Origin of the sequence: Rhodococcus sp. 1R11 (assembly GCF_004563845.1) — a bacterium.
GTDB lineage: Bacteria > Actinomycetota > Actinomycetes > Mycobacteriales > Mycobacteriaceae > Rhodococcoides.
Genome location: NZ_SPNG01000010.1, coordinates 16,922 through 40,324, shown reverse-complemented (window position 1 = coordinate 40,324; position 23,403 = coordinate 16,922). Strand labels below are relative to the sequence as shown.

The 23,403-nt window shown below is 63.4% G+C and carries 26 protein-coding genes and 1 tRNA gene; 20 read left to right on the top strand and 7 right to left on the bottom strand.

From position 1 onward, the window contains the following. Positions 1-142: 142 nt before the first annotated feature. The 11 genes from glpR to E4P29_RS17585 all read left to right on the top strand — a co-directional run bounded on the left by glpR (position 143) and on the right by E4P29_RS17585 (position 8,783). The gene (glpR, locus tag E4P29_RS17635) at positions 143-1,015 is read left to right on the top strand and encodes a gephyrin-like molybdotransferase receptor GlpR (RefSeq protein WP_135046500.1); all 873 of its coding nucleotides are present in this window, start codon (positions 143-145) and stop codon (positions 1,013-1,015) included. A gap of 56 nt (positions 1,016-1,071) precedes the next feature. Beyond that, positions 1,072-1,144, top strand: a tRNA-Ala gene (locus tag E4P29_RS17630). A gap of 111 nt (positions 1,145-1,255) precedes the next feature. Next, positions 1,256-2,413, top strand: coding sequence for a hypothetical protein (locus E4P29_RS17625; RefSeq protein WP_209205452.1), 1,158 nt, complete (start codon positions 1,256-1,258; stop codon positions 2,411-2,413). Positions 2,414-2,623: 210 nt separating this feature from the next. Continuing rightward, positions 2,624-3,466, top strand: coding sequence for a glycosyltransferase family 2 protein (locus E4P29_RS17620; RefSeq protein WP_135046499.1), 843 nt, complete (start codon positions 2,624-2,626; stop codon positions 3,464-3,466). Continuing rightward, the gene (locus E4P29_RS17615) at positions 3,463-4,083 is read left to right on the top strand and encodes a DapH/DapD/GlmU-related protein (protein WP_245154387.1); all 621 of its coding nucleotides are present in this window, start codon (positions 3,463-3,465) and stop codon (positions 4,081-4,083) included. Before E4P29_RS17620 ends, E4P29_RS17615 begins: the two co-directional genes overlap by 4 nt. A 149-nt stretch (positions 4,084-4,232) precedes the next feature. Next, positions 4,233-5,144 (top strand): glycosyltransferase, encoded by a 912-nt coding sequence (locus tag E4P29_RS17610; protein ID WP_348539773.1) that lies wholly within the window; start codon positions 4,233-4,235, stop codon positions 5,142-5,144. A 90-nt stretch (positions 5,145-5,234) separates the two neighbouring features. After that, a complete protein-coding gene (locus E4P29_RS17605; protein WP_135046497.1) occupies positions 5,235-5,735 on the top strand; it encodes a hypothetical protein in 501 nt (166 codons plus the stop codon). 107 nt (positions 5,736-5,842) lie between these two features. Continuing rightward, positions 5,843-6,295: a GyrI-like domain-containing protein gene (locus tag E4P29_RS17600; RefSeq protein ID WP_135046496.1), complete on the top strand. Its 453-nt coding sequence runs from the start codon at positions 5,843-5,845 to the stop codon at positions 6,293-6,295. A gap of 11 nt (positions 6,296-6,306) precedes the next feature. Next, complete coding sequence (locus E4P29_RS17595) at positions 6,307-6,729, top strand: AraC family transcriptional regulator (RefSeq protein WP_135046495.1); 423 nt, start codon at positions 6,307-6,309, stop codon at positions 6,727-6,729. A gap of 188 nt (positions 6,730-6,917) precedes the next feature. Beyond that, a complete protein-coding gene (locus E4P29_RS17590) occupies positions 6,918-7,592 on the top strand; it encodes a ScbR family autoregulator-binding transcription factor (RefSeq protein ID WP_209205450.1) in 675 nt (224 codons plus the stop codon). A 288-nt stretch (positions 7,593-7,880) separates the two neighbouring features. Continuing rightward, positions 7,881-8,783, top strand: a complete 903-nt coding sequence (locus E4P29_RS17585; RefSeq protein WP_135046494.1) for an SDR family oxidoreductase — start codon at positions 7,881-7,883, stop codon at positions 8,781-8,783. Here the strand turns inward: E4P29_RS17585 and soxR are convergent. After that, the gene (gene soxR, locus E4P29_RS17580) at positions 8,699-9,199 is read right to left on the bottom strand and encodes a redox-sensitive transcriptional activator SoxR (RefSeq protein ID WP_135046493.1); all 501 of its coding nucleotides are present in this window, start codon (positions 9,197-9,199) and stop codon (positions 8,699-8,701) included. The genes E4P29_RS17585 and soxR overlap by 85 nt on opposite strands. Before the next feature lie 64 nt (positions 9,200-9,263). On the opposite strand from soxR, the gene E4P29_RS17575 reads away from it, so the two are divergent. Continuing rightward, a complete protein-coding gene (locus E4P29_RS17575; protein ID WP_135046492.1) occupies positions 9,264-10,502 on the top strand; it encodes an arginine deiminase in 1,239 nt (412 codons plus the stop codon). Positions 10,503-10,514: 12 nt separating this feature from the next. Here E4P29_RS17575 and arsC read toward each other — a convergent pair whose 3' ends face one another. After that, a complete protein-coding gene (gene arsC, locus E4P29_RS17570; protein WP_135046491.1) occupies positions 10,515-10,862 on the bottom strand; it encodes an arsenate reductase (glutaredoxin) in 348 nt (115 codons plus the stop codon). Positions 10,863-10,926: 64 nt separating this feature from the next. Here arsC and E4P29_RS17565 point away from each other — a divergent pair, with 64 nt between their 5' ends. The 3 genes from E4P29_RS17565 to E4P29_RS17555 all read left to right on the top strand — a co-directional run bounded on the left by E4P29_RS17565 (position 10,927) and on the right by E4P29_RS17555 (position 12,463). After that, the gene (locus tag E4P29_RS17565; RefSeq protein ID WP_135046490.1) at positions 10,927-11,595 is read left to right on the top strand and encodes an SDR family oxidoreductase; all 669 of its coding nucleotides are present in this window, start codon (positions 10,927-10,929) and stop codon (positions 11,593-11,595) included. A 7-nt stretch (positions 11,596-11,602) separates the two neighbouring features. Then, positions 11,603-11,971, top strand: coding sequence for a GntR family transcriptional regulator (locus E4P29_RS17560; RefSeq protein ID WP_135046489.1), 369 nt, complete (start codon positions 11,603-11,605; stop codon positions 11,969-11,971). Positions 11,972-12,040: 69 nt separating this feature from the next. Further along, complete coding sequence (locus E4P29_RS17555; RefSeq protein ID WP_135046488.1) at positions 12,041-12,463, top strand: DoxX family protein; 423 nt, start codon at positions 12,041-12,043, stop codon at positions 12,461-12,463. 24 nt (positions 12,464-12,487) lie between these two features. Here E4P29_RS17555 and E4P29_RS17550 read toward each other — a convergent pair whose 3' ends face one another. Next, positions 12,488-13,999, bottom strand: coding sequence for a phospholipid carrier-dependent glycosyltransferase (locus E4P29_RS17550; protein ID WP_135046662.1), 1,512 nt, complete (start codon positions 13,997-13,999; stop codon positions 12,488-12,490). Positions 14,000-14,106: 107 nt separating this feature from the next. Between E4P29_RS17550 and rsmI the strand changes: the two genes are divergently transcribed. Beyond that, the gene (gene rsmI, locus E4P29_RS17545) at positions 14,107-14,931 is read left to right on the top strand and encodes a 16S rRNA (cytidine(1402)-2'-O)-methyltransferase (protein ID WP_245154386.1); all 825 of its coding nucleotides are present in this window, start codon (positions 14,107-14,109) and stop codon (positions 14,929-14,931) included. Positions 14,932-14,934: 3 nt separating this feature from the next. Here the strand turns inward: rsmI and E4P29_RS17540 are convergent, their stop codons facing one another. Both E4P29_RS17540 and E4P29_RS17535 read right to left on the bottom strand, forming a co-directional pair. Next, on the bottom strand, positions 14,935-15,363 hold the full coding sequence (locus E4P29_RS17540; protein ID WP_135046486.1) for an SRPBCC family protein: 429 nt from the start codon (positions 15,361-15,363) through the stop codon (positions 14,935-14,937). A gap of 14 nt (positions 15,364-15,377) precedes the next feature. After that, entirely contained in the window at positions 15,378-16,382 is a 1,005-nt protein-coding gene (locus tag E4P29_RS17535; protein WP_135046485.1) for an alpha/beta hydrolase, read from the bottom strand. Between the two features lie 186 nt (positions 16,383-16,568). Between E4P29_RS17535 and E4P29_RS17530 the strand changes: the two genes are divergently transcribed. Next, positions 16,569-17,948: a wax ester/triacylglycerol synthase family O-acyltransferase gene (locus E4P29_RS17530; protein ID WP_135046484.1), complete on the top strand. Its 1,380-nt coding sequence runs from the start codon at positions 16,569-16,571 to the stop codon at positions 17,946-17,948. A gap of 62 nt (positions 17,949-18,010) precedes the next feature. Here the strand turns inward: E4P29_RS17530 and metG are convergent, their stop codons facing one another. Beyond that, positions 18,011-19,561, bottom strand: coding sequence for a methionine--tRNA ligase (gene metG, locus E4P29_RS17525; protein ID WP_135046483.1), 1,551 nt, complete (start codon positions 19,559-19,561; stop codon positions 18,011-18,013). A 21-nt stretch (positions 19,562-19,582) separates the two neighbouring features. Here metG and E4P29_RS17520 point away from each other — a divergent pair, with 21 nt between their 5' ends. The 3 genes from E4P29_RS17520 (at position 19,583) to rsmA (ending at position 22,571) form a co-directional block, all read left to right on the top strand. Further along, positions 19,583-20,410 (top strand): TatD family hydrolase, encoded by an 828-nt coding sequence (locus tag E4P29_RS17520; RefSeq protein WP_135046482.1) that lies wholly within the window; start codon positions 19,583-19,585, stop codon positions 20,408-20,410. A gap of 102 nt (positions 20,411-20,512) precedes the next feature. Continuing rightward, positions 20,513-21,640: a resuscitation-promoting factor gene (locus E4P29_RS17515; RefSeq protein ID WP_135046481.1), complete on the top strand. Its 1,128-nt coding sequence runs from the start codon at positions 20,513-20,515 to the stop codon at positions 21,638-21,640. Positions 21,641-21,695: 55 nt separating this feature from the next. Continuing rightward, positions 21,696-22,571 carry a 16S rRNA (adenine(1518)-N(6)/adenine(1519)-N(6))-dimethyltransferase RsmA gene (rsmA, locus tag E4P29_RS17510; RefSeq protein WP_135046480.1) on the top strand — a complete coding sequence of 292 codons (876 nt, stop codon included), beginning with the start codon at positions 21,696-21,698 and terminating at the stop codon, positions 22,569-22,571. A 10-nt stretch (positions 22,572-22,581) separates the two neighbouring features. Here rsmA and E4P29_RS17505 read toward each other — a convergent pair whose 3' ends face one another. Further along, positions 22,582-23,397, bottom strand: a complete 816-nt coding sequence (locus E4P29_RS17505; RefSeq protein ID WP_135046479.1) for a DNA/RNA non-specific endonuclease — start codon at positions 23,395-23,397, stop codon at positions 22,582-22,584. Positions 23,398-23,403 lie beyond the last annotated feature (6 nt).

Here is a 23,403-nt window from a genome sequence, read left to right as displayed (position 1 = left end):
TCCACGGTTTCCGGTGGCAGATGTTGTCAAAGTGACAGGAGTGTAATTCGAGTCGGCGCGTCTGCGGGGTTCTCGCACCTGCTCCACATAACCTGAGGGCGTCTCGACTGTCGCCGTCGCCTGAGGGAGGAGAACATCGCCGATGCCGAACTCGATCATCTGGATCGGTCTAGTGGCCGTCTGGCTCTTCGTTCTTCTTCCCATGCTGATGACCAAGCGTCCGCAGATCATGCAGACCACGGACGCAGCACTCGCCACGCGCGTGTTGCATCGGGGTGGCACCAAGCGCAAGCAGCGCGGCCCCGCGACCGGCCACCGCAGTGATCCCGACTGGCGACCGGAGGACGACCTGCGGGTCTCCGCGCCCGCCAGCGAGATCTTCGGCCCGAAATTCGCGTCGATTCGTCCGGACTCACCCGATCTACCCGGTACCGCGGAGGACCCCATGGACACTCACGCAGAAGAAGAAAACGACCTCGAACGCGACGAACCGGTCCACGACGCACCTCGCGCGAGCTCACCCGCACACGAGCCGGGAGTCGTCGACGACGACTTCGTGCCTCGCCGACGCGGCCGCGGCGGATTCGATCCCGAGGCCGACGCCATCGCCCGGGCCGCTCGATACGCCTTCCGTCAGCGCGCGGTTCTCGGCCTGGTGTTCGCCGCCATCACGACCGCGGCACTGGCGTTCATCATCTCCCCGACGGTGTGGTGGCTGTGCGGACTATCCGTCGCAGTCCTCGTCGGATACCTGTACTACCTGCGCAGGCAGGTGCAGATCGAAGAAGAGATTCGTCGACGACGACTCACCCGTATGGGTCGCTCGCGCCTCGGTGTGGAATCGGAGACCGACGAAGAGCTCGAACTCGTGCCGCAGCGTCTGCGTCGACCCGGAGCCGTGGTGCTCGAGATCGACGACGAGGACCCGGAGTTCGAGCATCTCGATCATTACGAGCAGCCGTTCCAGGCACGCCGTGACGACGACGGGGATTTCCGTCGGGCGCAGGGCGCGTAACAGCGGTCCCGAGGGGCTTTGCTAGAGTTGCCCAGCCGGTCGAGACGACGGCAAACGGGGCTGTGGCGCAGTTGGTAGCGCGTCTCGTTCGCATCGAGAAGGTCAGGGGTTCGATTCCCCTCAGCTCCACCCCGAAACGAAGCCGCCACTCACCTCGAGTGGCGGCTTTCGTTGTGATCGAAGGAAATACAGCGCTCGGAGCGGCGTTACGTCGCCACCGCTTGTGTCACACTTCATCCGGTGAGCAGCCAGATGACCGTGCATGTCGAGGACACCGACGCTCATCTGATTGCGGCCAGGATAGTGATGCCCCTCGGCGCAGCGGCGCTGGCGACCACCGCGTCGAATTACGAGTTGGACCATTCGGCGACGCCGTGGCTTCCTCCGATGCTGGTAGCCGGAATGCGAAAGAACTGGAGTATCGCCTTCGACAGCCCGGTGGATTCGACGGCACTTCGAGGTGCTTCCGCGGCGCAGAAGGTGTTTCTCGATTGGCATCCCAGACGGTTCCATGAGATCTCGGTATCTGCAAAACCTTTCGACGCGATGTCCGACGGCCGAGGGGTGGGTTGCTTCTTCAGCGGAGGCGTGGACAGTTTCTATTCGGCGATCACCCAATCCGATCGCATCACCCATTTGATTTTCGTTCACGGTTTCGACATCTCGGCACGGAACGAGGATTTGGCGGGTCGAGCACTGGCCAGTGCCCGGGTTGCGGCCGCGGAACTCGGCAAGCCGCTGATCGAGGTCAAGACCACGTTGAGGTCGGCGTTCGGTGATCGGCTGTTGCTCGACTGGGGATACGACTTTCACGGGGCGGCATTGGCTCACGTCGCGCTGGCATTGTCTCGACACCTGAGGACCGTCTTGATTCCGTCTTCGAACAGCCGCTGGGATCAAGTGATCTGGGGGTCGCATCCCGATCTGGACCCGCTGTGGTCGAGTGGCAGCGTCACAGTCGAGCACGACGCTCTGGATGAGGACCGGCTCGGCAAGCTTCGACGGCTGGGCACGGACGAGACGGCGATGAAGCATCTGCGGGTGTGCTGGGAGAACCGCGACGGCCGGTTCAATTGCGGCGTCTGCGTCAAGTGCATCAGGACGAAAATCGGGTTGGCGGCCGCAAGTGCGGAGAGTGTGGCCCTGCCCGGGCCCATCGATCTGGATGCAGTCAGCTCCTTGTTGTTGACGAACCGGGACTGCCATCACCTGCGAAACGGGCTGGCTGCCATGGCGGACGCAGGCGTGACCGACGAGGGTGTGGTCGCGGCAGTAGATGTGGCGATACGCCGAAGACACTGGAGACAGGCCAGGTCATACCTGCGACGCGTGCGATCGGTGACGATCGACTTCATGCAAATCCGACGGAGATTGCAAGTCGGCGATACTGTTCGATAAAAATTACCCAGCTAAACGACTTGTACGCATAACTCCTCGAAAATGGCCAGTAGGTATGTTTCGGTTGGTATTGAGCGTCGTAATGCAGTTTTCAGGGCTGTGAGCTGGGTCTATTCGTCCTGCGGGCTTTAGTGTTCGCCGACTTCATGTCGTATCTTTATACGAGTGTCTGCGCGTTCGGTAGGTGTCGAATTCAATCAGGGGATCGAAATGAACACTCTCAGTGTGGTAATTCCGGTGCTCGACGAGGTCGACCACATCGGCGAATGCTTGAATTTACTGCTCGATCAGGGTGACGATATAGACCGCATCGTCGTGGTGGACAACGGGTCGACCGACGGGACACTCGAGTTGGTCGAGACCCTGTGCGAGGTCAACGACAAGGTGCAGTTGGTGCACGAGCCGAATCGCGGCGTCGTTCATGCGCGGAACACCGGCTTCGATCTGGTGAAGTCGTCCATCATCGGCCGTATCGACGCCGATACTCGCGTCCAGCCGGGATGGGCGCGCTCGATCGTCGAATTCTTCGGAGAGCACGTCACGGTTGCCGCCGCGGGCGGACGGACGTACCTGTACGAGTCGCCGTGGGCGCCGCTGTTGGCGTGGCAGCATGCACGCGCGGAGCAGCGTGACCCGTCGGTGCGCAGTGCTCTGGCGGTATCAGGCAACAATTTTGCAATTCGCACATCTGCCTGGCACGACGTTCGCGACGTCGTGAGCGACAAGACCTGCGTGCATGAGGACATCGATCTGTGCTTGTCGCTGGTCGGCAAGAAGTTGCCGGTTGCCCAGAACGGCCGTATGAAGGCCGCGGTCTCCGGTCGGCGATCGGCTACGTCTCCGGTGAAGTACGTGAACTATGCGATCGCGGGCTACCGTTCCTACAAGGAACACGGGCTCGCATCGGCCAAGCTGGCTCGAATCGTTGCGATGGACTGGCTCCTGCACACGCTGCGATGGCCGATCTCGAGAATGTTCTCGGCGGTACCCTCGCGCGCGCTGCCCGTCGACGACCGTGCGCTGTCCGACGAACGGATGCGAGAGGCAGCGTGAACCTGCGCTCCCTGATCCCGGCCTGGGCGAGCGACGCGTCGAACGTGGGGTGGGCCCTCTTTCAGATGCGTCAGGCAACCCTCGTAGCGTTGGCCAACCTCCCGGTCGTACCTGCGGTACTGCGGGCGACCTTGCTACGGCCGGCGGGAGTCCGGACCGACGGGCCGTGCCTGATCTACGGCGGCGGGATGATCCAGGGTCGCGGAGCGGTTCGGATGGGTACCGGGGTATTCGTGAACTTCGGGTGCCACTTCGACACGGTTGCCGACATCGTGATCGGTGATGATGTGTTCCTGGCGGACCACGTTCGGATCATCACCAGCACCCATGACATCGGGCCCTCGTGGCGTCGGGCAGGCCTGTTGCGGGGCGAGTCGGTCACCATCGGGCGAGGCACGTGGATCGGGTCCGGTGTAGTCATCATGCCCGGGGTCCGCATCGGTGAGGGATGCATCATCGGGGCGAATTCGTTGGTGACAAAAGATTGCGAACCGGACGCGGTGTACGTCGGCAGCCCTGCCGCCCGTCGCCGGGATTTGAACGATCGACCCGACGCGCGAGTGGTAGCGGGCGCTACGCCGAATTCCGAGAGCAATACTCTGTCGAACGATCGATAAAGGATCCGTCGATATCGAGGAAAGACTTTTATCGACGCGAAATTCGGCGTCTTAATTTGCCGAAGTATTGATGTAGCATCATCAGCGTCAGAGGCTCGACGCCCTTTGCATTCGCTTCGGAAATTGTCGAGCTACGCATTGCCAAAAAGGTGTCAGGGGTTGGCGTTGTGAACACTCTTTCTGTTGTTGTGCCCGCATTCGATGAACAGGCGCATTTGGGTAGTTGCCTGGATGCTTTATTGGCGCAACGTGAACACATTCACGAAATAATCGTGGTGGACAACAATTCCACCGACGATACCGCCGGCGTAGTGGCGAGCTACCGCAGACGGTTTCCGGAGATCGTTCTGGTCCGGGAGTCGAAGCGAGGCGTCGTTCATGCGCGCAACGCCGGTTTCGATCGTGCCGAAGGATCCATCATCGGACGCATCGATGCGGACACTCGAGTCGCTCCGGACTGGGCCGAGTCGGTTCTGGACTTCTTCGACCGCAGACTGGACTATGCGGCGGTGACCGGGCCCATCTACCTGTACGACTCCCCGTGGGCTGCACCGTACCGTGCCTACGTGAACTACTCCACGAAGCGCAAACCCGACGAGTTGCGGGTATCTGCAGCATCGGGCAACAACTTCGCGATTCGCCGCTCCGCCTGGGAAGCCGCCCGCGACCGCGTGAGCCTGCGTACAGACCTGCACGAGGACATCGATCTCTCGCTGTGCCTGTACCGAGTCGGTCTCCAGATTGCTCTGATCAAAACGATGTGCGTCGAGGTGTCCGGTCGGCGACTGCTGACTCCGCCCCTCGAATACCGTCATTACGTGCTGAGTTCATACCGAACGTGGGCTCATCATGATTTGGCGAACAAAGCGCTGGGTCGACTGTTGATCGCAGACATGATTCTGCATACCGTGCATTGGCCGTTGACTCGAATATTGTCCGGATGCGAGTCGCGAATTCTGCCGGTATCGCAATCGAACGAGGTCGTGACATCGGAACAGTATTTGTCACCCGTTCGCGATGCCGAATATGCCACTACGGCGTCTGATCGAAAACAGGGCTGACCCGAGCGGTACGCGACAATTGTCCGATCGGTCGAGCCGATACATTCGCTGTATCTGCTGCCCCCGGAACCGGCCCCACGGTTCCGATACATGGCCCGCGTGATCGCCGACGCGGCGTATCCGGCCATGATCGCGAGCGCACTGCACTCTGCGTCCTTCGCCAGCGTCGCGTGCAGTGGGGTGTGCAGTGGGGCGACGAGCGCACACGTCGTGTCCACGCCGCAGAGCACGTTCACGCCACTGCCTCATCGTGTCCCGGTTCAGATCGATGCACTGTGGCCTCGTACGACGCTGGTGACCCTCTCGATCGGCGGCAACGACCTGAACTGGGCGCCGTTGATCGGGCCGTGCCTGCAACTTGTGCCGCAGGAAGATCCTCGGTGCCGAAACAACCCCGTGGTCCTGCAGGAGATCGATCAGAGGCTCGGGCAGCTGGGGCCGGCGTTGGACGGCGTACTCGACGCGATTACGCAGCGTTCACCACGCGCCGTCGTCGCGCTGGTAGGCCACGAGGCATGCGCACCGATTGCAGAGCGCTGGTTCACCGGCTCGACGACGTTCGGTGCGACACCCGGTGACACATCCTGTTGAACAAACGATCAACTACGTACCGGTCGGCCCGGTAGATTGATGGGTTATATCGTGAACCGACGGTCCGAGCCCTGGATCTGCCCCTGCAACTTCCGTACGGAGTGTGAATGTCGTTCGAGATCGTCGACCTCCCCGAAACGTGGGTCGCCGGTCTCCCCGTTCGCAGTCCCAAACGAGCGCTCGGGCGGTTGAACGATCCTGCCCTCAACCAGGCGTGGTCAGCGGTACTGAATCAGGATACTGCCGGACCGCTTGCGTCCATCTACACGGACTTCGCCCCCGGAATTGGATCGTACAATACACAGATAGTCGGTTACCGGTGCTCGTCGCTCGGGCAGGTGACGCGTGGGCATTTGATCGCAAAAGTGCCTTCTGCAAAATATGCCCGATTCTCAGCGGTCGGTTATTTTCCCGACGTTCTCACTCGATTGTGGAATCAGATCGATCACGCCGAGGAGAACGGGGACATAGTGCGATCGTTCACCGGTGATTACGAGTGTTACCCGCACGCGTACAAAGTCGACCTGTATTTGGCTATCACGCAGCCCGGCGGTTCGTGATGAGCTTTCGGGTGACCGCGCGCAGCGCCGAATTGTTCGGCGGTTTGGTGGCGCCGCGGGTGGTGCCCGGTGCCGAGGCCAGTTGTAGCGAATGGATGCGATTTCTGCGAGATCGTGTGCGCGAGAAGAACATCGATGCCACTCAGGTGACAACCGTGTACGTCCCCGATGCGCACGGCACTGTCAATGCGCTCGTCGGTGTTGCACTCGATTCGCCGAGCGACGTCGCGGTGGGAGATGTGTTCGCGTACATACCAACCGGTGTGTTTGCAGTGTTCGTACCCAGTGGTGCTCTCGCGGATCCGATCGAAGACGTCTGGGCGCAGGTCGACGAGTGCGTTCGATCAGGAGCGCTATTCCGTGCTTACGCCGAGGAAGTAGAAGTCGTTACGAATGCTGGAGAAGTGGAACTTTTCGTTTCGATCGTTTTGTAAACGAGGCCTTCTTCATGTAATTGTCACTTTAGAATCACAAAATCGCCGACGAACCGGTTACTATTGGCGAGCGCTGACAAGCCCGTAAAGGGAACGTGAATTCGAGTTCGTGGGTTCAGCACCCGGGAGCCAGCGTGAACGAAGGTGTCGATGTCATCGCAGGATCGACTGAGCAGGGGTGTAGCAACATGGTGAGACAACTCAGGGCCGAAGCCACTCGGGCGGCGGCGCTGCGCGCCGCAGCGGACCTCTTCCTCGAGGTGGGGCATGCCAATGCCACGCTGAGCCAGGTGTCGGCGCAGTCCGGCGTGACCAAGGGCGCGCTGTACTTCCACTTCGCGTCGAAGGAAGAACTCGCCCGCGCCATCGTCGACGAAGGCCACGAGCGCGTGTCCACGGCCTGCGCAGGCCTGGTGGACAGCCGCAGTCCGGCGCTCGAGTCCGTCATCGGAATCTCGTACTCGGTTCTCGAACTCGCAGCGTCCGATCCGCTCGTTCGTGTCATGTACCGGTTGCAGATGGAGATCGACGGGTCCGATACCGCTCGCGGAAGCGTGTTCGGCACGTGGGGCAACATCTTCGAGCACCTATTCGAACGGGCCATCGAGCACGGCGACGTCGCCCACCACCTGGACGCCGGAAACGCGGCGCTGCTGGTGTGCGAAATGCTGGCCGGAGTACTGATGGTGTCCGAGGCGCAGTCGCGTCTGGGGGATGCGCCGTCGCGTATGGAGAAGGTGTGGAACACCGTGCTGCCATCGTTGGTGCCCGCCGACAAGCTGGCCTACTTCCGTGAATTCGCAGCTCGCAGCCTCTCGAGCTTCGTGCGCGAGAACATCGACTCGAGCTCGGTCACCGTCTGACTTTCCTTCTCGCCCGGGGTGCTTGCTGCACGCCGGCGTGAGGCGCACACTGTGTGACATGGAACACAGGATGTCGGACACTGAGCTACGGAAAGCAATCGGCACCTTGCAGCACCGCGCGGACGATGCGCGGAAACGAGGTGCCGACGACGAAGCGACGCGTATCGAAAGCACCGTCGCCGATTACCGAGACGAGATGTCTCAAAGATTGTGACGGCCCTGTCGGTCGTCACCGCGTAGGGTCGGAATCGACCTGACACGTGGCAACCGGTGGGGGAACAAGCTTCGATGGCTACATACGATCTGCGCGGCAAGAAGACGTTGATCACGGGAGCGGGCAGCGGAATCGGCCGGGCGACGGCCATCGCGGCTGCGGCCGTGGGAGCAGAACTGTTCCTCACGGATATCAATGCCTCCGGGCTTGCCCTGACCGTGGACCTGGTCGGGCGTGCGGGCGGAACGGTGAGTCACTCCTTACCGTTCGACGTCTCCGACTTCGACGCGGTGACCGCCTTCGCAGATGATATTCACGCCGAGTTCGGCAGCCTGGACGTCGTGATGAACGTCGCGGGCATCTCGGCGTGGGGCACTGTGGAGAATCTGGAACATCGGCATTGGAAGTCGATGGTCGACGTCAACCTCATGGGTCCCATCCACGTCATCGAGAAATTCCTGCCGCCGATGATCGAGGCGGGCCGCGGTGGGCATCTGGTCAACGTCTCGTCCGCGGCGGGATTGATCCCTCTGCCGTGGCACGCTGCGTACAGCGCCAGCAAGTACGGCCTTCGTGGCGTGTCCGAAGTTCTTCGATACGACCTCAAGCGCCACGGAATCGGCGTCAGCCTCGTCGTGCCCGGTGGCGTCAAGACCGGTCTGGTGCAGACACTGCAGATAGCCGGCATCGATCGAGACGATCCTCGCGTGCAGAAGCTGCAGCACCGGTTCGAGAAGCGTGCCGTGGAACCGTCAGTGGTGGCCGATGCGATTCTCGCCGGCATTGCCAAGCGTAAGTACCTCGTCTACTCCTCCAACGACATTCGCTTCGGTTACTGGATTTCGCGAAAGTTTGCGCCACCGTACGAGTTCGTACTGCAACGAGCGAACGATCAGTTCTCCAAGCTGCTCGAGCCGCGTCGCGCCGACGGGGCGTCGAAGTCGACGTCCAGTGTGCGAGCGCCGGGGCCGGAGTAGGAGAGCCGGTCGTGCGGGTTGGCCAGAGCGCAGCCTGCCAACGACAGACAACCACAGCCGATGCACCCGGTCAGATCGTCCCGTAGGCGAACCAGCTGCTCGATGCGCGAGTCCAGTTCGCGATGCCACCGCGTCGACAGCCGTGCCCAATCCTCGCGAGTGGGCGTTCGCTCGTCCGGAAGTTCGCTCAACGCCTGGCGGATGGTCGCGAGAGGGATTCCCACCTTTTGCGAGATACGAATGAACGCCACTCGGCGAAGAGTCTCGCGATGGAACCTGCGCTGGTTGCCCGATGTTCGTCGACTGCTGATCAAGCCTTGCTTCTCGTAGAAATGCAACGCGGACACAGCGACGCCGCTGCGCTCCGACAGCTGGCCGGGGGTCAATTCGCGGACGTTCCACTCGGGCATCGGCACGACCTCGACCTTACTTCAGGTCCGGACACCAGCGCTGAACGGCGAATGGGTTTACCGTTCGTTCATGAGCGTCGACTCCGCTGCGGGCCCGTTGGGAGCCAATTCCGAGGTAGGTGTGCTGCGCACCGTGATGCTGCATCGCCCCGGCGATGAGCTCCGGCGCCTGACTCCGAGAAACAACGACCAGCTGCTGTTCGACGGATTGCCGTGGGTGGACCGGGCTCAGGACGAGCACGATGCCTTCGCGGAGCTGCTTCGTAGCCGCGGCGTGACGGTGCTGCTGCTCGGCGAACTCCTGACCGAAGCAATGACGGTCAGCGGTGCTGCTCGGATGCAGGGTATCTCCGCTGCCGTCGACGCCCGGCGGCTGGGACGGGCGCTCGCCGAGGATCTCGCCCAGTATCTGCGCGGTGTCCCGGCAGCCGAACTGGCCCAGATCCTGATGGCGGGCATGACATTCGACGAGTTGCTCGAAGCCGAGTCCGGTGAGGTCGAGCCCAGCGGTGCGTCGCTGGTTCGCCGCATGCATCACGGGGGTGACTTCGTCATCGATCCGCTGCCCAATCTGCTGTTCACCCGTGACTCGTCGTTCTGGATCGACAACCGAGTGGCGATCACCTCACTGGCCTTGCCGGCCCGAGTGCGGGAGACGTCGCTCACTGATCTGATCTACGCATTCCATCCCATGTTCAAAGGCGTCCGACGTGCGTACGAATCCCGTACCGCTCCGGTCGAAGGCGGGGACGTGTTGCTGCTCGGTCCTGGAGTGGTAGCGGTGGGCGTGGGGGAGCGCACCACCCCTGCGGGCGCAGAAGCGTTGGCGCGCAGCCTCTTCGAGGACGATTTGGCGCACAGCGTGCTGGTGGTGCCGATCGCGCAGGAGCGCGCGTCGATGCATCTCGATACCGTCTGCACGATGGTCGACACCGACGCGGTGGTGATGTATCCGGCGATTCAAGACACGTTGTCCGCGTTCACCATTCACCGCGAGGACACCGGTGTCAGTATTCGCGGTGCCGACCCTTTCCTCGAAGCCGCCGCCGATGCGATGGGAATCGGCAAACTTCGATTGATCGATACCGGACTCGATCATGTGACCGCCGAACGGGAGCAATGGGACGACGGCAACAACACCCTCGCTATCTCGCCGGGTGTGGTCGTCGCCTACGAGCGCAATGTCGAGACCAATGCGCGGCTCGAGGCGTCGGGCATCGAGGTGTTGCGAATCTCCGGATCCGAGTTGGGCTCGGGCCGGGGCGGCCCTCGGTGTATGTCGTGCCCGGTCTCGCGCGAAAGGCTGTGACGGACAGGTGTTCTAGAGGACGGAGAGGACCTTGTCGGCAGGCCGAGCCAATACGGTCCCCTTGTCGGTGACCACGATCGGGCGTTCGATCAGAATGGGGTGCGCCGCCATCGCGGCGATCAGGGTCTCGTCGTCGGCCTTCGCCAGTTCGAGTTCCTTGTAGATGCTCTCGCGGGTGCGAACAGCCTGACGCGGTTCGAGTCCGGCGTCGGCGAGCAGCGCGCGGAGTTCGACTTCGGTCGGCGGCGTCTCGAGGTACTTGACGACCTGGGGGACGATGCCCGCATCCTCGATCATTTTCAGAACGGTGCGGGATGTGCCGCAGCGTGGGTTGTGATAGATGGTCGCGGCCCGGGTCATGTTTGCAATCCTGTCACGCGGGTAGCCAACGCGACAGATCAACGCCAGGAACGGGAGTAGTCGCATGACCGACAAGCGCATTGTCATTGCAGGTGGGCACGGCCAGATCGCCCAACATCTCACGCAGGTTCTCACAGCGCACGGTGACCGCGCTGTGTCGCTCATTCGCAACAGTGACCACGTCGATGCCGTCACGGCCCTCGGTGCGCTGCCGCAGGTCATCGATCTGGAGTCCGCGTCCGTCGACGAGCTGGCCGAGGTTCTCGCCGGTGCCGACGCAGTGGTGTTCGCGGCCGGTGCAGGTCCCAACAGCGGCCCCGAGCGCAAGGACACCGTCGACCGGGCCGGTGCGGTGTTGTTGGCCGATGCCGCCGAGAAGGCCGGTGTTCGCCGCTACGTCCTCATCAGTTCCTTCGGGGCCGGTGAGCCGGTCGCCGATGACCTCGACGAGGGATGGAAGGCATACATCCGCGCCAAAACGGCTGCAGAAGAAGATGTTTCGTCCCGTACCGGCTTGGACTGGACCATCCTTCGTCCCGGCAAGCTGACCGATGATGATGCAACGGACTCGGTATCGCTCACCGAGCCTCCACTCGATCCAGGCGAGGTCACCCGTGCCGACGTGGCAGCGGTCGTCGCCCGCCTGATCGACACCGGGAGCGCCATCGGTAAGACGCTGATGCTCACTTCCGGATCGGTGTCCATCGCCGACGCCGTCGACGCAGTCCGATGAGGCGATCGTGCGCGTAAGCATCGATCCGTCGAACACGACCCCGGTGTTCGAGCAACTACGGATGCAAATTCTGGGACTGGTGCGGTCCGGGGATCTGATCGCCGGAACGAAGATCCCGACGGTTCGTGGGCTCGCCGAAGAGCTGAAGATCGCGCCGAACACGGTGGCGAAGACGTATCGGGAGCTCGAGCAGCAGGGAATCATCGAGACTCGGGGCCGGTCTGGATCGTTCGTGGCTTCCGGCGGCGATCCGTCACGAGATATTGCAGCCAGGGCCGCAACGGAATTCGTACGAGCCGTCAGATCCATCGGTCTCGACGACGACCAGGCACGAACGTTTCTCGAAGCTGCTCTGAAAGGGGCAGACGGCCGGTAAGTTGACGCTTCAACCTCCTTCTGTCAGGGTGGTGCTGCCCATTCAGCCGCGCCAGAAGGATGCCTATCAATGAATTCCACACTCGTCCGTGACGCCGTCGCCCTCGTAGCCCGCATCGGCCTGGGAGTCGTCTTCATCGCCCACGGGTGGCAGAAGCTCAACACTTACGGCCTCGACGGCACCGCAGCCAGCTTCGAGGCGATGAACATTCCGGTACCCACGGCGTCTGCCTACTTCGCAACGTTCGTCGAGCTCATCGGCGGCGGCGCACTGGTGCTCGGCATCTTCACCCCGATCGCCGGGCTGCTGCTGTTCGTCGACATGTTGGGGGCTGCATTCCTCGTCCACTTCGAGAATGGGGTGTTCGCCACCGACAACGGCTACGAACTCGTCGTCGGCCTCGGTGTCGGCGCACTTTTGCTCGCGGCGTTCGGTGCCGGTCGCATCAGCATCGACGGAATCACCAAGGGCAAGACCGCAATTCTGCAGTAGTCCGTACCGAGCAGGATCGGGCTGTCAGCGCCAGCTCGGTAACCACAGTTCTTGCTGCCACATCTGCGGAGTGATCGGCATCGCGGTGAGGATCGGCCACAGCCATACGAAGTTGGCGATCACCACCGCGATGTACAGGCACACCAGAAGCAGTCCGGTGCCGCGTCTCTCGGCTGAGGCACTCGCCTTTCCGATGATGTCCCCCAGGACGAGGGCGAAGCCCATCACCATGAACGGCGCGAGCGCCACCGCATAGAAGTAGTACATCTGCCGGTCGAGGGTCGCGAACCAAGGCAACAGTGCGGCACCGTAACCGACGAGAACTGTGGTGTAACGCCAATCTCGTCGTACGAGAACGGACCACAGCGTCCAGGCGAGCATCGGCAAGGCCAACCACCACATCGCGGGCGTACCGATCAGCATGATCGCTTTCACGCACGACGACGCCGAACACCCCGACACGTTCTCGCCGTCGGCGAAGTAATACAGCATCGGACGCAGGCCCATCGGCCACGTCCACGGCTTGGATTCCCACGGGTGCCGATTACCTGCCGAATTGGTCAGTCCTTCATGGAAATCGAGGACGCTGCCGCTGTAGAACCACAGAGACCGTAGGGCACCGGGGACGAAGGAGAACGGTCCGCCGACCCCGATGCCGTTGCCCACCTCGTGTCGGTCGACACCGGTCTCGGAGGTGAACCACGCCCAATACGTCATCAGGTACACGGCGATCGGAACGACCACCAGCGCATACAGCGCAGGCCCGATGTCGCGAACCGCCGTTCCCCGCCACGGTCGGCGAACCCCGTACGAGCGACGAGCAGCCAGATCGAACGCCACGCTCAACAATCCGAAGAACGCGATGAAATAGAGGCCGGACCACTTGGTGCCGCATGCCAGACCCAGCATGATGCCGGCCCCGAAACGCCACCACCGCACTCCCATTCGAGGGCCGAGATCGCTGACGTCCATGCGGCCCTCGGCTCGCACCGTCCACAGTCGCTTTCGCACGTCGTCGCGGTCGACGACCAGGCAACCCAGAGCAGCGGTGACGAACAGGGCCAGAAAGATGTCCAGCATGCCGATGCGGCTGCTGACGAAGGTGACGCCGTCGACGGTGAGCAGGATGCCTGCGATCGCCCCGATGAGCGTCGAGTGGGCGAGGCGTCGAACGATCCGAATCACCAGCAGTACCAACAGCGTTCCGGCGACGGCGGACGAAAAACGCCATCCCCAACCGTTGTAGCCGAACAACGCCTCGCCGACGGCGATCAGCTGCTTGCCGACCGGCGGGTGCACCACCAGTCCGTAGGCCGGGTTGTCCTCGAGCCCGCCGCCGGTGAGCACCTGATAGCCCTGCGGTGCGTAGTGCTTCTCGTCGAACACCGGCGTTCCGGCGTCGGTGGGGTACCGCAACATCGTGAAGCGCGTGATCGCGCAGATGGCGGTGACGACGAGGGTGACGATCCATCCGCGTCGTACATCGGTGTCGTGGAACCAGTCGCGCGCGGCAACGGTGGGCCCGGGACTGACCATCGACCGGTCGCCGGAGCGCTCAGAGGTCAACAAGGTCACGTACCGATCGTAGGCGGTGTTCCGGAGCGGGCGGCAGGCCGCTGCACCGCATGGGAGACACTGGAGACATGCTCATCCTTGCTGCCACCCCGATGGGCGACGTCGGAGATGCCTCGCAGCGCCTGCGCGATGCCCTCGGCAGTGCCGATATCGTGGCCGCCGAAGACACCCGACGCACCAAACAACTGGCATCCTCGCTCGGCGTGGCGATCGGGGGCAGGGTCGTCAGTTTCTACGACCAGGTCGAAACGGCGCGGCTACCCGCACTGGTCGAGGCCGTCGCCGAGGGAAAGACCGTGCTGCTGGTGACCGACGCAGGCATGCCGTCGGTGAGCGATCCGGGCTATCGCTTGGTCGCAGCCTGCGTCGAGGCCGACCTGCCGGTGACCTGCCTGCCCGGACCGTCCGCCGTCACGACCGCTCTGGCGCTGTCGGGGCTGCCGGTGGAGCGCTTCTGCTTCGACGGCTTCGCCCCGCGCAAGCAGGGACAGCGGCGCACGTATTTCCAGTCGGTGCTCGCCGAACCACGTGCCATCGTGTTCTTCGAGGCCCCACATCGGCTCGTCGCGTGTCTCGAAGACGCCGTCCACGTTCTCGGCCCCGACCGCCGCGCTGCGGTGTGCCGGGAGCTCACCAAGACCTACGAGGAGGTACGCCGCGGCGGCCTGGGGGAGCTGCTCGACTGGGCACGTGACGGAGTACGCGGTGAGATCACCGTCGTGCTCGAAGGAGCGGTCGCCGTCGCCGAGGAACCCGAGGATCTCGTCGCCGAGGTGGAATCGCTCGTGGCGTCGGGCATGCGGTTGAAGGACGCTTGCGCTCAGGTGGCCGTCGGAGGCGTGTCCAAACGCGAGGTGTACGAGGCCGTTCTAGCCGCCCGCAAGGATCAGTGACGCTCAGCCCACCACGTGCTGGCGTAGCCCTTCGGTCGCTGCTTCGAGAATGGTCTTGGTGCCCTTCTTGACGAGGAAGCCGGGCAGGGGAGCCTTCGGGTCGACGGTCAGCTCGAACTCGACGTGCGTTCCGTTACCCTTGGGCGTCAACGTGTATCGGCCTTCCTGAGCCTTCTGCTGGGTGCTCTCCACCAAGCTCCAGGACACCTCGTTCTCGCTCCAGGTGTATTCGACCAACTGCTCGTCGTTGATACCGATGATCGAGACCTTCATCTTGACGTGGTTCGGCCGACCGTCGTCGAAGCGGTCGACGACCTCGCACTTCTTGTGCACGGGAGACCACGAGGGGATGCCTTCGACATCGGCGAGTACGTCGAGAATTGTCGCTGCGTCCGCCTCGATGTCGACGGACTTGTTCACTGTGACTGCCATGGGGAGAAGGTATCTCAGCTTTCTGTACGGGGGCTGACGTTGTGGGCGAACTCGCCGATGGCGCGTAGTGCGCGCCGGGCTTCGGGGACGAAATCGGCTGCCTGGAACACGTGCACCTGATCCTCGAAGACTTGAAGTTCGCAGTCGACTCCGGCGACGGCGAGGCGCTGCGCCATGAGTTCGGCGTCGGCATAGACCATTTCGGTCGATCCGACCTGGATCAGCACGGGCGGCAGGCCGGCGAGATCACCGTCGACCGGTGAGACCCGCGGCCCGCGTTCACCTTCGATGACGATGCGTGCGTCCACACGATCGGCGAGTGCGGTCAGCGCAGGAACGGCAGTGGACGGGAACACCGAACACTTGTCGGCGTTCTCGTGGGTGAGTTTGCCGGTGGGATCCATGTCGGTCAGGGGCGACATCGTGAAGATCCCGGCCGGTGCGGGCAGGCCTACGGTACGCAGAGCCAAGGTGACCATGAAAGCGAGATATCCGCCCGCCGAATCCCCACCCAGGAGGATCTGGTCCGGGCGGTAGCCCGAATCGAGGAGGAAGCGGTAGGCGTCGACCCCGTCCTCGACGGCGTGTGAGATCGGGTTACGCGGCATCATGCGGTAATTCACCGAAAGTACTGCGCCGTCGACGCTCTTGGAGATGCGTGACGTCATCCGCCGATGAGTCCGCAATCCGCAGCAGACGAAGGCACCGCCGTGCATGTACAGAACGACACGATCGGTTCCGCTGCCCTCGGCCCGAATCCATTCGGCCTCGCACTCGGAGAGCATGACGCGACTGCGGTTGGTGCCGCTGATCTGGGGGACGAGCAGACCCGCGTAATCGACCAAACCCATCGGCCACGGCAGCGACGGTGCCTGCGCCCAGACTGTCAGGAACGGGCGCACGGTGAACTGCAGGTACTTGGACAGGATCTGTGACTGCAGACTTGCGCCGCGGATGTCGCGGCGGCGCGCGGTGGCTGTCGCGTCGGACGTTTTCACTACGGTGAGCGCCGGATTCATAGCCGTCGCCTCCATCCCCGTTGGCTGTGCAGGGCGCGTGTGCGCCGTGCGTCGGATCCCCGTTCTGTTTGGAACCCCTGGTAACGGACAATAGCGGGTGGGATTCCGTGAGCGCACGTAAGGTCGTGTTCTGAGTCACATTCGGTGCCGTACCGTGACATAAAACAAATGGAAAAAGGACAGCTCATGGCACTCATGCCCATCACCGAATCGATGTTTCTGATCGCCGAATCACGGGAGCACCCGATGCACGTGGGCGGACTGGAGTTGTTCGTACCGCCCGGCGATCCGCACGAGTTCGCACAGGAAGTGCATCGGACGTTCACCAGCGGCGAGGTGCACGAGCTGTTCCGCAAGCGGCCGGCCCGCCCGGTGCAGATCATGGGGACTCTCGCGTGGGCTTTCGATCAGGACGTCGACTTCGAGTACCACGTCAGGCGCGCTGTATTGCCCTCGCCGGGACGCATCCGCGAGCTGTTCCAGTTTCTCTCGCTCAATCACAGTGCCCCGCTCGATCGCTACCGGCCGATGTGGGAACTGCACATCATCGAGGGTCTCGCCGACGGCCGAATTGCGTTGTACACCAAGGTGCATCACTCGCTGGTCGACGGCGTCAGCGCGCTGAAGCTCATGCAGCGCACACTCTCGACGGACCCCGAGGATCGCAGCGGAGTGGCCACCTGGGACCCGTCGTTGTTCGGTCGCGGCAGAAAGAAGGTCGACAAGGCCGAGCCCGGGCGGCTGGCGCAGCTGGGCAGCGGCCTGTCCATGGGGCGCAAGATTGCCGGCGACCTGGTGGACTTCGCCCCTGCCTCCGCGCGAATAGGTTTGCGCGCGTTGAAGAAAGAAGGCGCGCAGCTACCGCTGCGGGCACCGCGGACGATGTTCAACGTGCCCATCGGCGGCGCTCGACGCTTCGCGGCGGAGAGCTGGTCGATCGAGCGCATTCGCAAGGTCGGTACCGCTCTCGATGCGACGCTCAACGACATGGTGCTCGCGATGTGCGCCGGTGCGTTGCGTGCCTACCTCATCGATCAGAACGCGCTCCCCGAGGAGCCGCTGATCGCCATGGTGCCGGTCTCGCTGCGCAAGGAGGGCGACGACAAGGACTCCGGGAACTCCGTGACGACCATCCTGTGCAACCTGGGGACCGACGAATCCGATCCGCTGCTTCGCCTCGAACGCATCAAGGAGTCCACAGTCCGAGGTAAGCAGATGATGGGTGAGCTCAACACCCTCGAAGCGCTTGCCGTCGGTGCAATCACCATGGCCCCGTTGCTGTTCGGGCCGGTGCCGGGATTCGTCGACTACACTCCGCCGCCGTTCAACGTGATCATCTCCAACGTGCCCGGTTCCAAGGAAGACCTCTACTGGAACGGCGCGAAACTCGACGGCATCTACCCGGCGTCCATCGTGTGCGACGGACAAGCGCTGAACATCACCGTCGCCAGCAACGGCGATTCGCTGAACTTCGGGCTCATCGGGTGCCGCCGCAGTGTGCCGCACCTGCAGCGGATGCTCACGCATCTGGAGAACACGTTGGAGGAGCTCGAAAAGACGCTGTAGAGCGGCTTCGCCGCATGTGAGTGGAACCTCGTAGTGGGCTACGAAGTTCCGCTCACATGGGCTTACTTCTCTTCGTACTTGGGGAACACCGGCGTCGGGGCCGGGAGAGCGGTGCCGGGCACCGAACGTGTTGCGATGTCGGCGAATTCGCGATCCGAAGCCCCGAGCAGGTCGAGGATGCGCGACGCGGAATCGGGCATGACGGGCTGAGCCAGGATGCTCACGATGCGCAACACCTCGATCGTCACGTACAGCACGGTGGCCATGCGATCGGGGTCGGTCTTGCGCAGCACCCATGGCTGCTGCAGCGAGAAGTAGCGGTTGGTCTCGCCGAGTACCGACCAGATCGCTTCGAGCGCGGAATGGATTGCCTGCACGTCGAATTCGCGGCGGCAGATCTCCAGCAGCGCGTCCGCGCGGGCCAGCATCGCCTCGTCCTCGGCGGTGAACTCACCCGGTGTCGGAAGCTGCCCTTCGAGGTTCTTCGCCACCATCGTCAGCGAACGCTGCGCGAGGTTGCCCAGTTCGTTGGACAGATCGGCGTTGACGCGTGCGACGATCGCCTCGTGGCTGTAGCTGCCGTCCTGCCCGAACGAGACCTCGCGGAGGAAGAAGAAGCGCACCGGATCCAGGCCGTAGTTCTCCACCAACGAGTCGGGAGTCAACACGTTGCCCAGAGACTTGGACATCTTCTCGCCCTTGACATTCAAGAACCCATGCACGAACACCCGCTTGGGTAGCTCGATGCCTGCGGACATCAGGAACGCCGGCCAGTAGACGGTGTGGAATCTCGTGATGTCCTTGCCGATGACGTGTAGATCGGCGGGCCAGAACTTCCGATACGCCTCCGAGTCGGTCTCGGGGAAACCCGCACCGGTGAGGTAGTTGGTCAACGCGTCGACCCACACGTACATCACGTGCGCGGGATCGCCGGGTACCGGCACACCCCAATCGAATGTGGTCCGGGAGATCGACAGGTCGCGCAGACCGCCCTTGACGAAGTTCACGATCTCGTTGCGGCGCGTGTTCGGTGCAATGAAATCGGGCGACGCGTCGTACATCTCGAGCAGTTTGTCCTGGTACTGCGAGAGTCGGAAGAAGTACGACGACTCCTCGGTCCATTCGACGGGCGTGTTCGTCTCGGTCGCGACGCGGGAGCCGTCCTCGTTCACGGTGGTCTCGGCCTCGGTGTAGAACGCCTCGTCGCGGATCGAGTACCAGCCGGAGTACGAGTCGAGATAGATGTCGCCGTTCGCTTCCATCCGCCGCCACAGTTCCTGGCTCGCGGCATGGTGGTCGGCATCGGTGGTGCGGATGAAGCGGCCGTAGGAGCTCTGCAGCAGATCGTGAGCCGCCTGGAAGGCGTCGGAATTGCGCGCCGCGAGCTCGCGGACGTCGATGCCCTCGTTCTGCGCGGTCTGCTGCATCTTGAGGCCGTGCTCGTCGGTTCCCGTCAGAAAACGCACGTCGTAGCCGTCGAGGCGCTTGAAGCGCGCGATCGTGTCGGTGGCGATGTATTCGTACGCGTGCCCGATGTGGGGTGCTCCGTTGGGGTACGCGATTGCCGTGGTGACGTAGAAGGGTGGCCGTGAGGCATCAGCTGGCGCAGTCATGGTGCGCCTACTCTATCCAGCGTGAGTAGAGAACGTCCCGCGCCACCGCTGCCCGATGCCGTCGGCACCCTCGTCGACGCCCACACCCACCTCGATGCCTGCGGAGCGACCGATGCCGCGAGCGTGGCCGCGATCGTCGATCGCGCCGAGTCGGTGGGGGTCACCCGGGTGGTCACGATCGCCGACGACCTCGACGCCGCGCGCTTCGCCGTCGATGCTGCGTCCTGGGATCCGCGGGTGTGGGCTGCGGTGGCCATCCACCCCACCCGGGCGAACGTGCTCGACGACGCAGCGAAGGCCGAGATCGAACGACTCGCGGCCGATCCGCGTGTCGTCGCCATCGGCGAAACGGGTCTGGACTACTACTGGCCCGGCAAGCTCGAGGACTGTGCGACGGTCGCCGAGCAGCACGAGGGATTTCGCTGGCACATCGATCTCGCCAAGCGCCTCGGGAAGCCGCTGATGATCCACAACCGTGAGGCCGACGAGGATCTGCTCGCGGTCCTGGTTGCCGAGGGTGCTCCGGAGACGGTGATCTTCCACTGCTTCTCCGGCGGGCCCGAGACCGCCAAGGCCTGCGTCGACGCCGGTTACGTTCTCAGCTTCTCGGGGACGGTCAGCTTCAAGAACGCGCATGCGCTGCGTGAGGCCGCGGTGTTGGTGCCCGACGAGCTGGTGCTGGTGGAAACGGATGCTCCGTTTCTCACGCCGCATCCGTTTCGCGGTGCGCCCAACGAGCCTTATTGCCTGCCGTACACCGCCCGCGCGTTGGCCGAGGTTCGTGGTCAGGACCCGGCCGAACTGGCGGCGCATGCCACGGCGAATGCTGAGCGGGTGTACGGGCTCTAGCTCCTTGGGTTGCGGCGCAGGTGCTAATTCGTTACCGTACCGTGACCGAACTCGGGCGTTTCGACCCCGACGTCACGCTTGCAACCGCCAGGAATACGAAACTTGTCGACTATCAGACGCCTCAACTCCGCACGTTCGACCACGCTCTACCTGGTCATCGCGGCCCTGTTGATGACGCTGGTCGCCGGTGGCGTGATGGCGGTGAGCCGTCACAAAACCGTGACCATCGACGTCGACGGCGACATGATTTCGCTGAGCACGATGAAGACCGACGTCAACAGCGCTCTCGTCGATGCCGGCTACACGCCGTCCGACAAGGATCTGGTCGTTCCCGCGCCCGACTCCGGGCTGAGCGACGGCGACACCGTCGTGCTGCGCCGCGCTCGTGAGATCACTCTGAACGTCGACGGCAAGCCGGAGGAGATCTGGACCACTGCGCTGACCGTCGAGGAAGCCTTGCAGCAGACGGGCCTCGCCGAGGACGTCCACGTGTCGGCGTCTCGCTCCGAGCGGTTGCCCCTCGACGGCACCGAACTGGACGTGGCTCTGCCCAAGCAGGTAACGCTGGTCGACGGAGGCAGTCCGGCGACGCCGGTGACGCTCGCCGCTCCGACCGTGCGCGAGTTCCTCGACGCAGCAGGCAAGCCGTTGGAAGAGGCGGACACCGTGTCTCCGGATCCTGATGCCGCCGTCACCGACGGTGCCGAGATCGTCGTCACGCGCGACCGGACCGTCACCAAGACCGAGACCACCGACACCGATGCCCCGGAACAGCGCATCGAGGATCCGACGATGAACATGAGCAAGACCGTCGTCGAGAACCCCGGCGCTCCCGGCGTCTCCGACATCACCTGGAAGATCAACATGGTCAACGGGGTCGAGGCCGGACGCGAGAAGGTCCACGAAGTGATCAAGGTGCCGGCGCAGCCGAAGACCGTTCGCGTCGGAGCCAAGCCCGGCACCGAGGTGCCACCGGTACAGGACGGCGCGATCTGGGATGCTCTCGCTCAATGCGAGGCAACCGGGAACTGGGCCATCAACACCGGCAACGGTTTCTACGGCGGCGTGCAGTTCGACCAGAACACCTGGGAACGCCAGGGCGGCCTCAAATACGCACCGCGCGCAGACCTCGCCACCCGCGAAGAGCAGATCGCCATCGCATCGGTGACGCAGAAGTCGCAGGGCTGGGGCGCATGGCCCGCCTGCACCTCGCGTCTGGGTTATCGCTGATCGACTCTCTGGGTCATTCCGCAGGCTCCACTCCCGCCCACGTAGAGTTTCCGCCGTGTCCGAACATGTGAGGGGAGCTGCGGCTCTGCTCGGTCCAGCCGAAGTCCGCTCTCTCGCCGCCGAGCTCGATGTACGGCCCACCAAACAACTCGGCCAGAACTTCGTGCACGACGCCAACACTGTGCGACGCATCGTCGCCTCCGCCGGAGTCGGACCTCAGGACACCGTCCTCGAAGTCGGTCCCGGCCTCGGATCGTTGACTCTCGCCTTGCTCGATGTGGCCGACGCGGTTGTCGCGGTCGAGATCGACCCCAAGCTCGCCACCCGGTTGCCCATCACGGTGGCCGACCGCGCCCCCACCCTCGCCGAACGGTTGACGGTCATCGAAGCCGACGCGTTGCGCGTACGGGCCGAGGACATTCCGGGACAACCGACGGCATTGGTGGCGAACCTGCCGTACAACGTCGCGGTTCCTGTGCTCATTCACCTGTTCTCGGAGCTACCCAGCCTGCGAGTCGCCGTGGTGATGGTCCAGGCCGAGGTCGCCGATCGCCTCGCCGCGGTACCGGGAAGCAAGATCTACGGCATTCCCAGCGTCAAGGCCCGATTCTTCGGTGACGTCAAACGGGCCGGGGCAGTAGGTCGTTCGGTGTTCTGGCCGGTTCCCAAAGTGGAATCGGGGCTGGTACGCATCGATCGATACGCCGAGCCGCCGTGGCCGACCGATACTGCACACCGCAAGTCGGTATTCGCCGTCATCGACGCCGCATTCGCTCAGCGCCGCAAGACTTTACGTGCTGCCCTCGCGGGGTGGGCCGGTTCACCCGTCGCCGCCGAGCGCAGACTCCGTGAGGCCGGAATCGATCCCACGGCCCGCGGCGAAACGATCGATGCTGCAGCGTTCGTTCGCCTGGCGGCTACCGAGGCCTGACGTCTCGTTCTTACAGGTGAATGTCCGACAGCCGCGTCAGTTCGGTCCATTTCGACGCCTCGGCGCGTGCCGCCGCGACAGGTGCGTACCGGTCGGCCTCGGTGAGACCTCCCAGCTCCAAGCCGGTCGCCGACGCGATGTCGGACACCGGAACCTGATACGTGCGGTACGGGCCGAGCGGTGGGGGATCGGTCTCGACCCGAAGCGGCTTGTCGAGAATCGGGTCGAGTGACGGCGACTGATCGAGCACGTACCCGGTGCATGCCGGTGCCGAATCCTGGGACCATGCGGCGATCTTGAAGAAGCGACGCGGTATGACAATGCCTCGGTAGATCGGATCGTCGTCGGCAAAGATGCAGCCACTGAACACCGAGAGTCGTTGCCCGTACTGCTCGGCATGGCCCAGTACGTAATCCTCGAGCCCCAGCCACAGAGTTTTCGACTGGTTCAGCGTGGCCGTCTGCGGAGCGCACACCGTGTAGTGGAAGGTATCCGCGTTGGCACGCGTCGCGACCGACAGCTCGCCCCACACCGGATCTCGTCGACGAACGAGATGCCCACGGTCGAGGTCGTTGTTCGAGTACAACTCGTTGCCCGCCTGCTGCGACGCCGGAAGTCGCTCGTCCAGACGCCAATCATCGCCTCGTTCTACATCTGCGAGGCTCGAGCCGTCGATGTTCACGCCGGTGACCGCGGCGAGGCGTCGGACGGGGTCCATGGATACCGAGAAGTGTGTGTACGGAAGAACCACCAGGCCTGCTCGACCCGGCAGCGGAACGTCGATGTCGGCCAGGAAGGTCGGGTCGAAACCGAGTGGGGTCGTCATGGACCC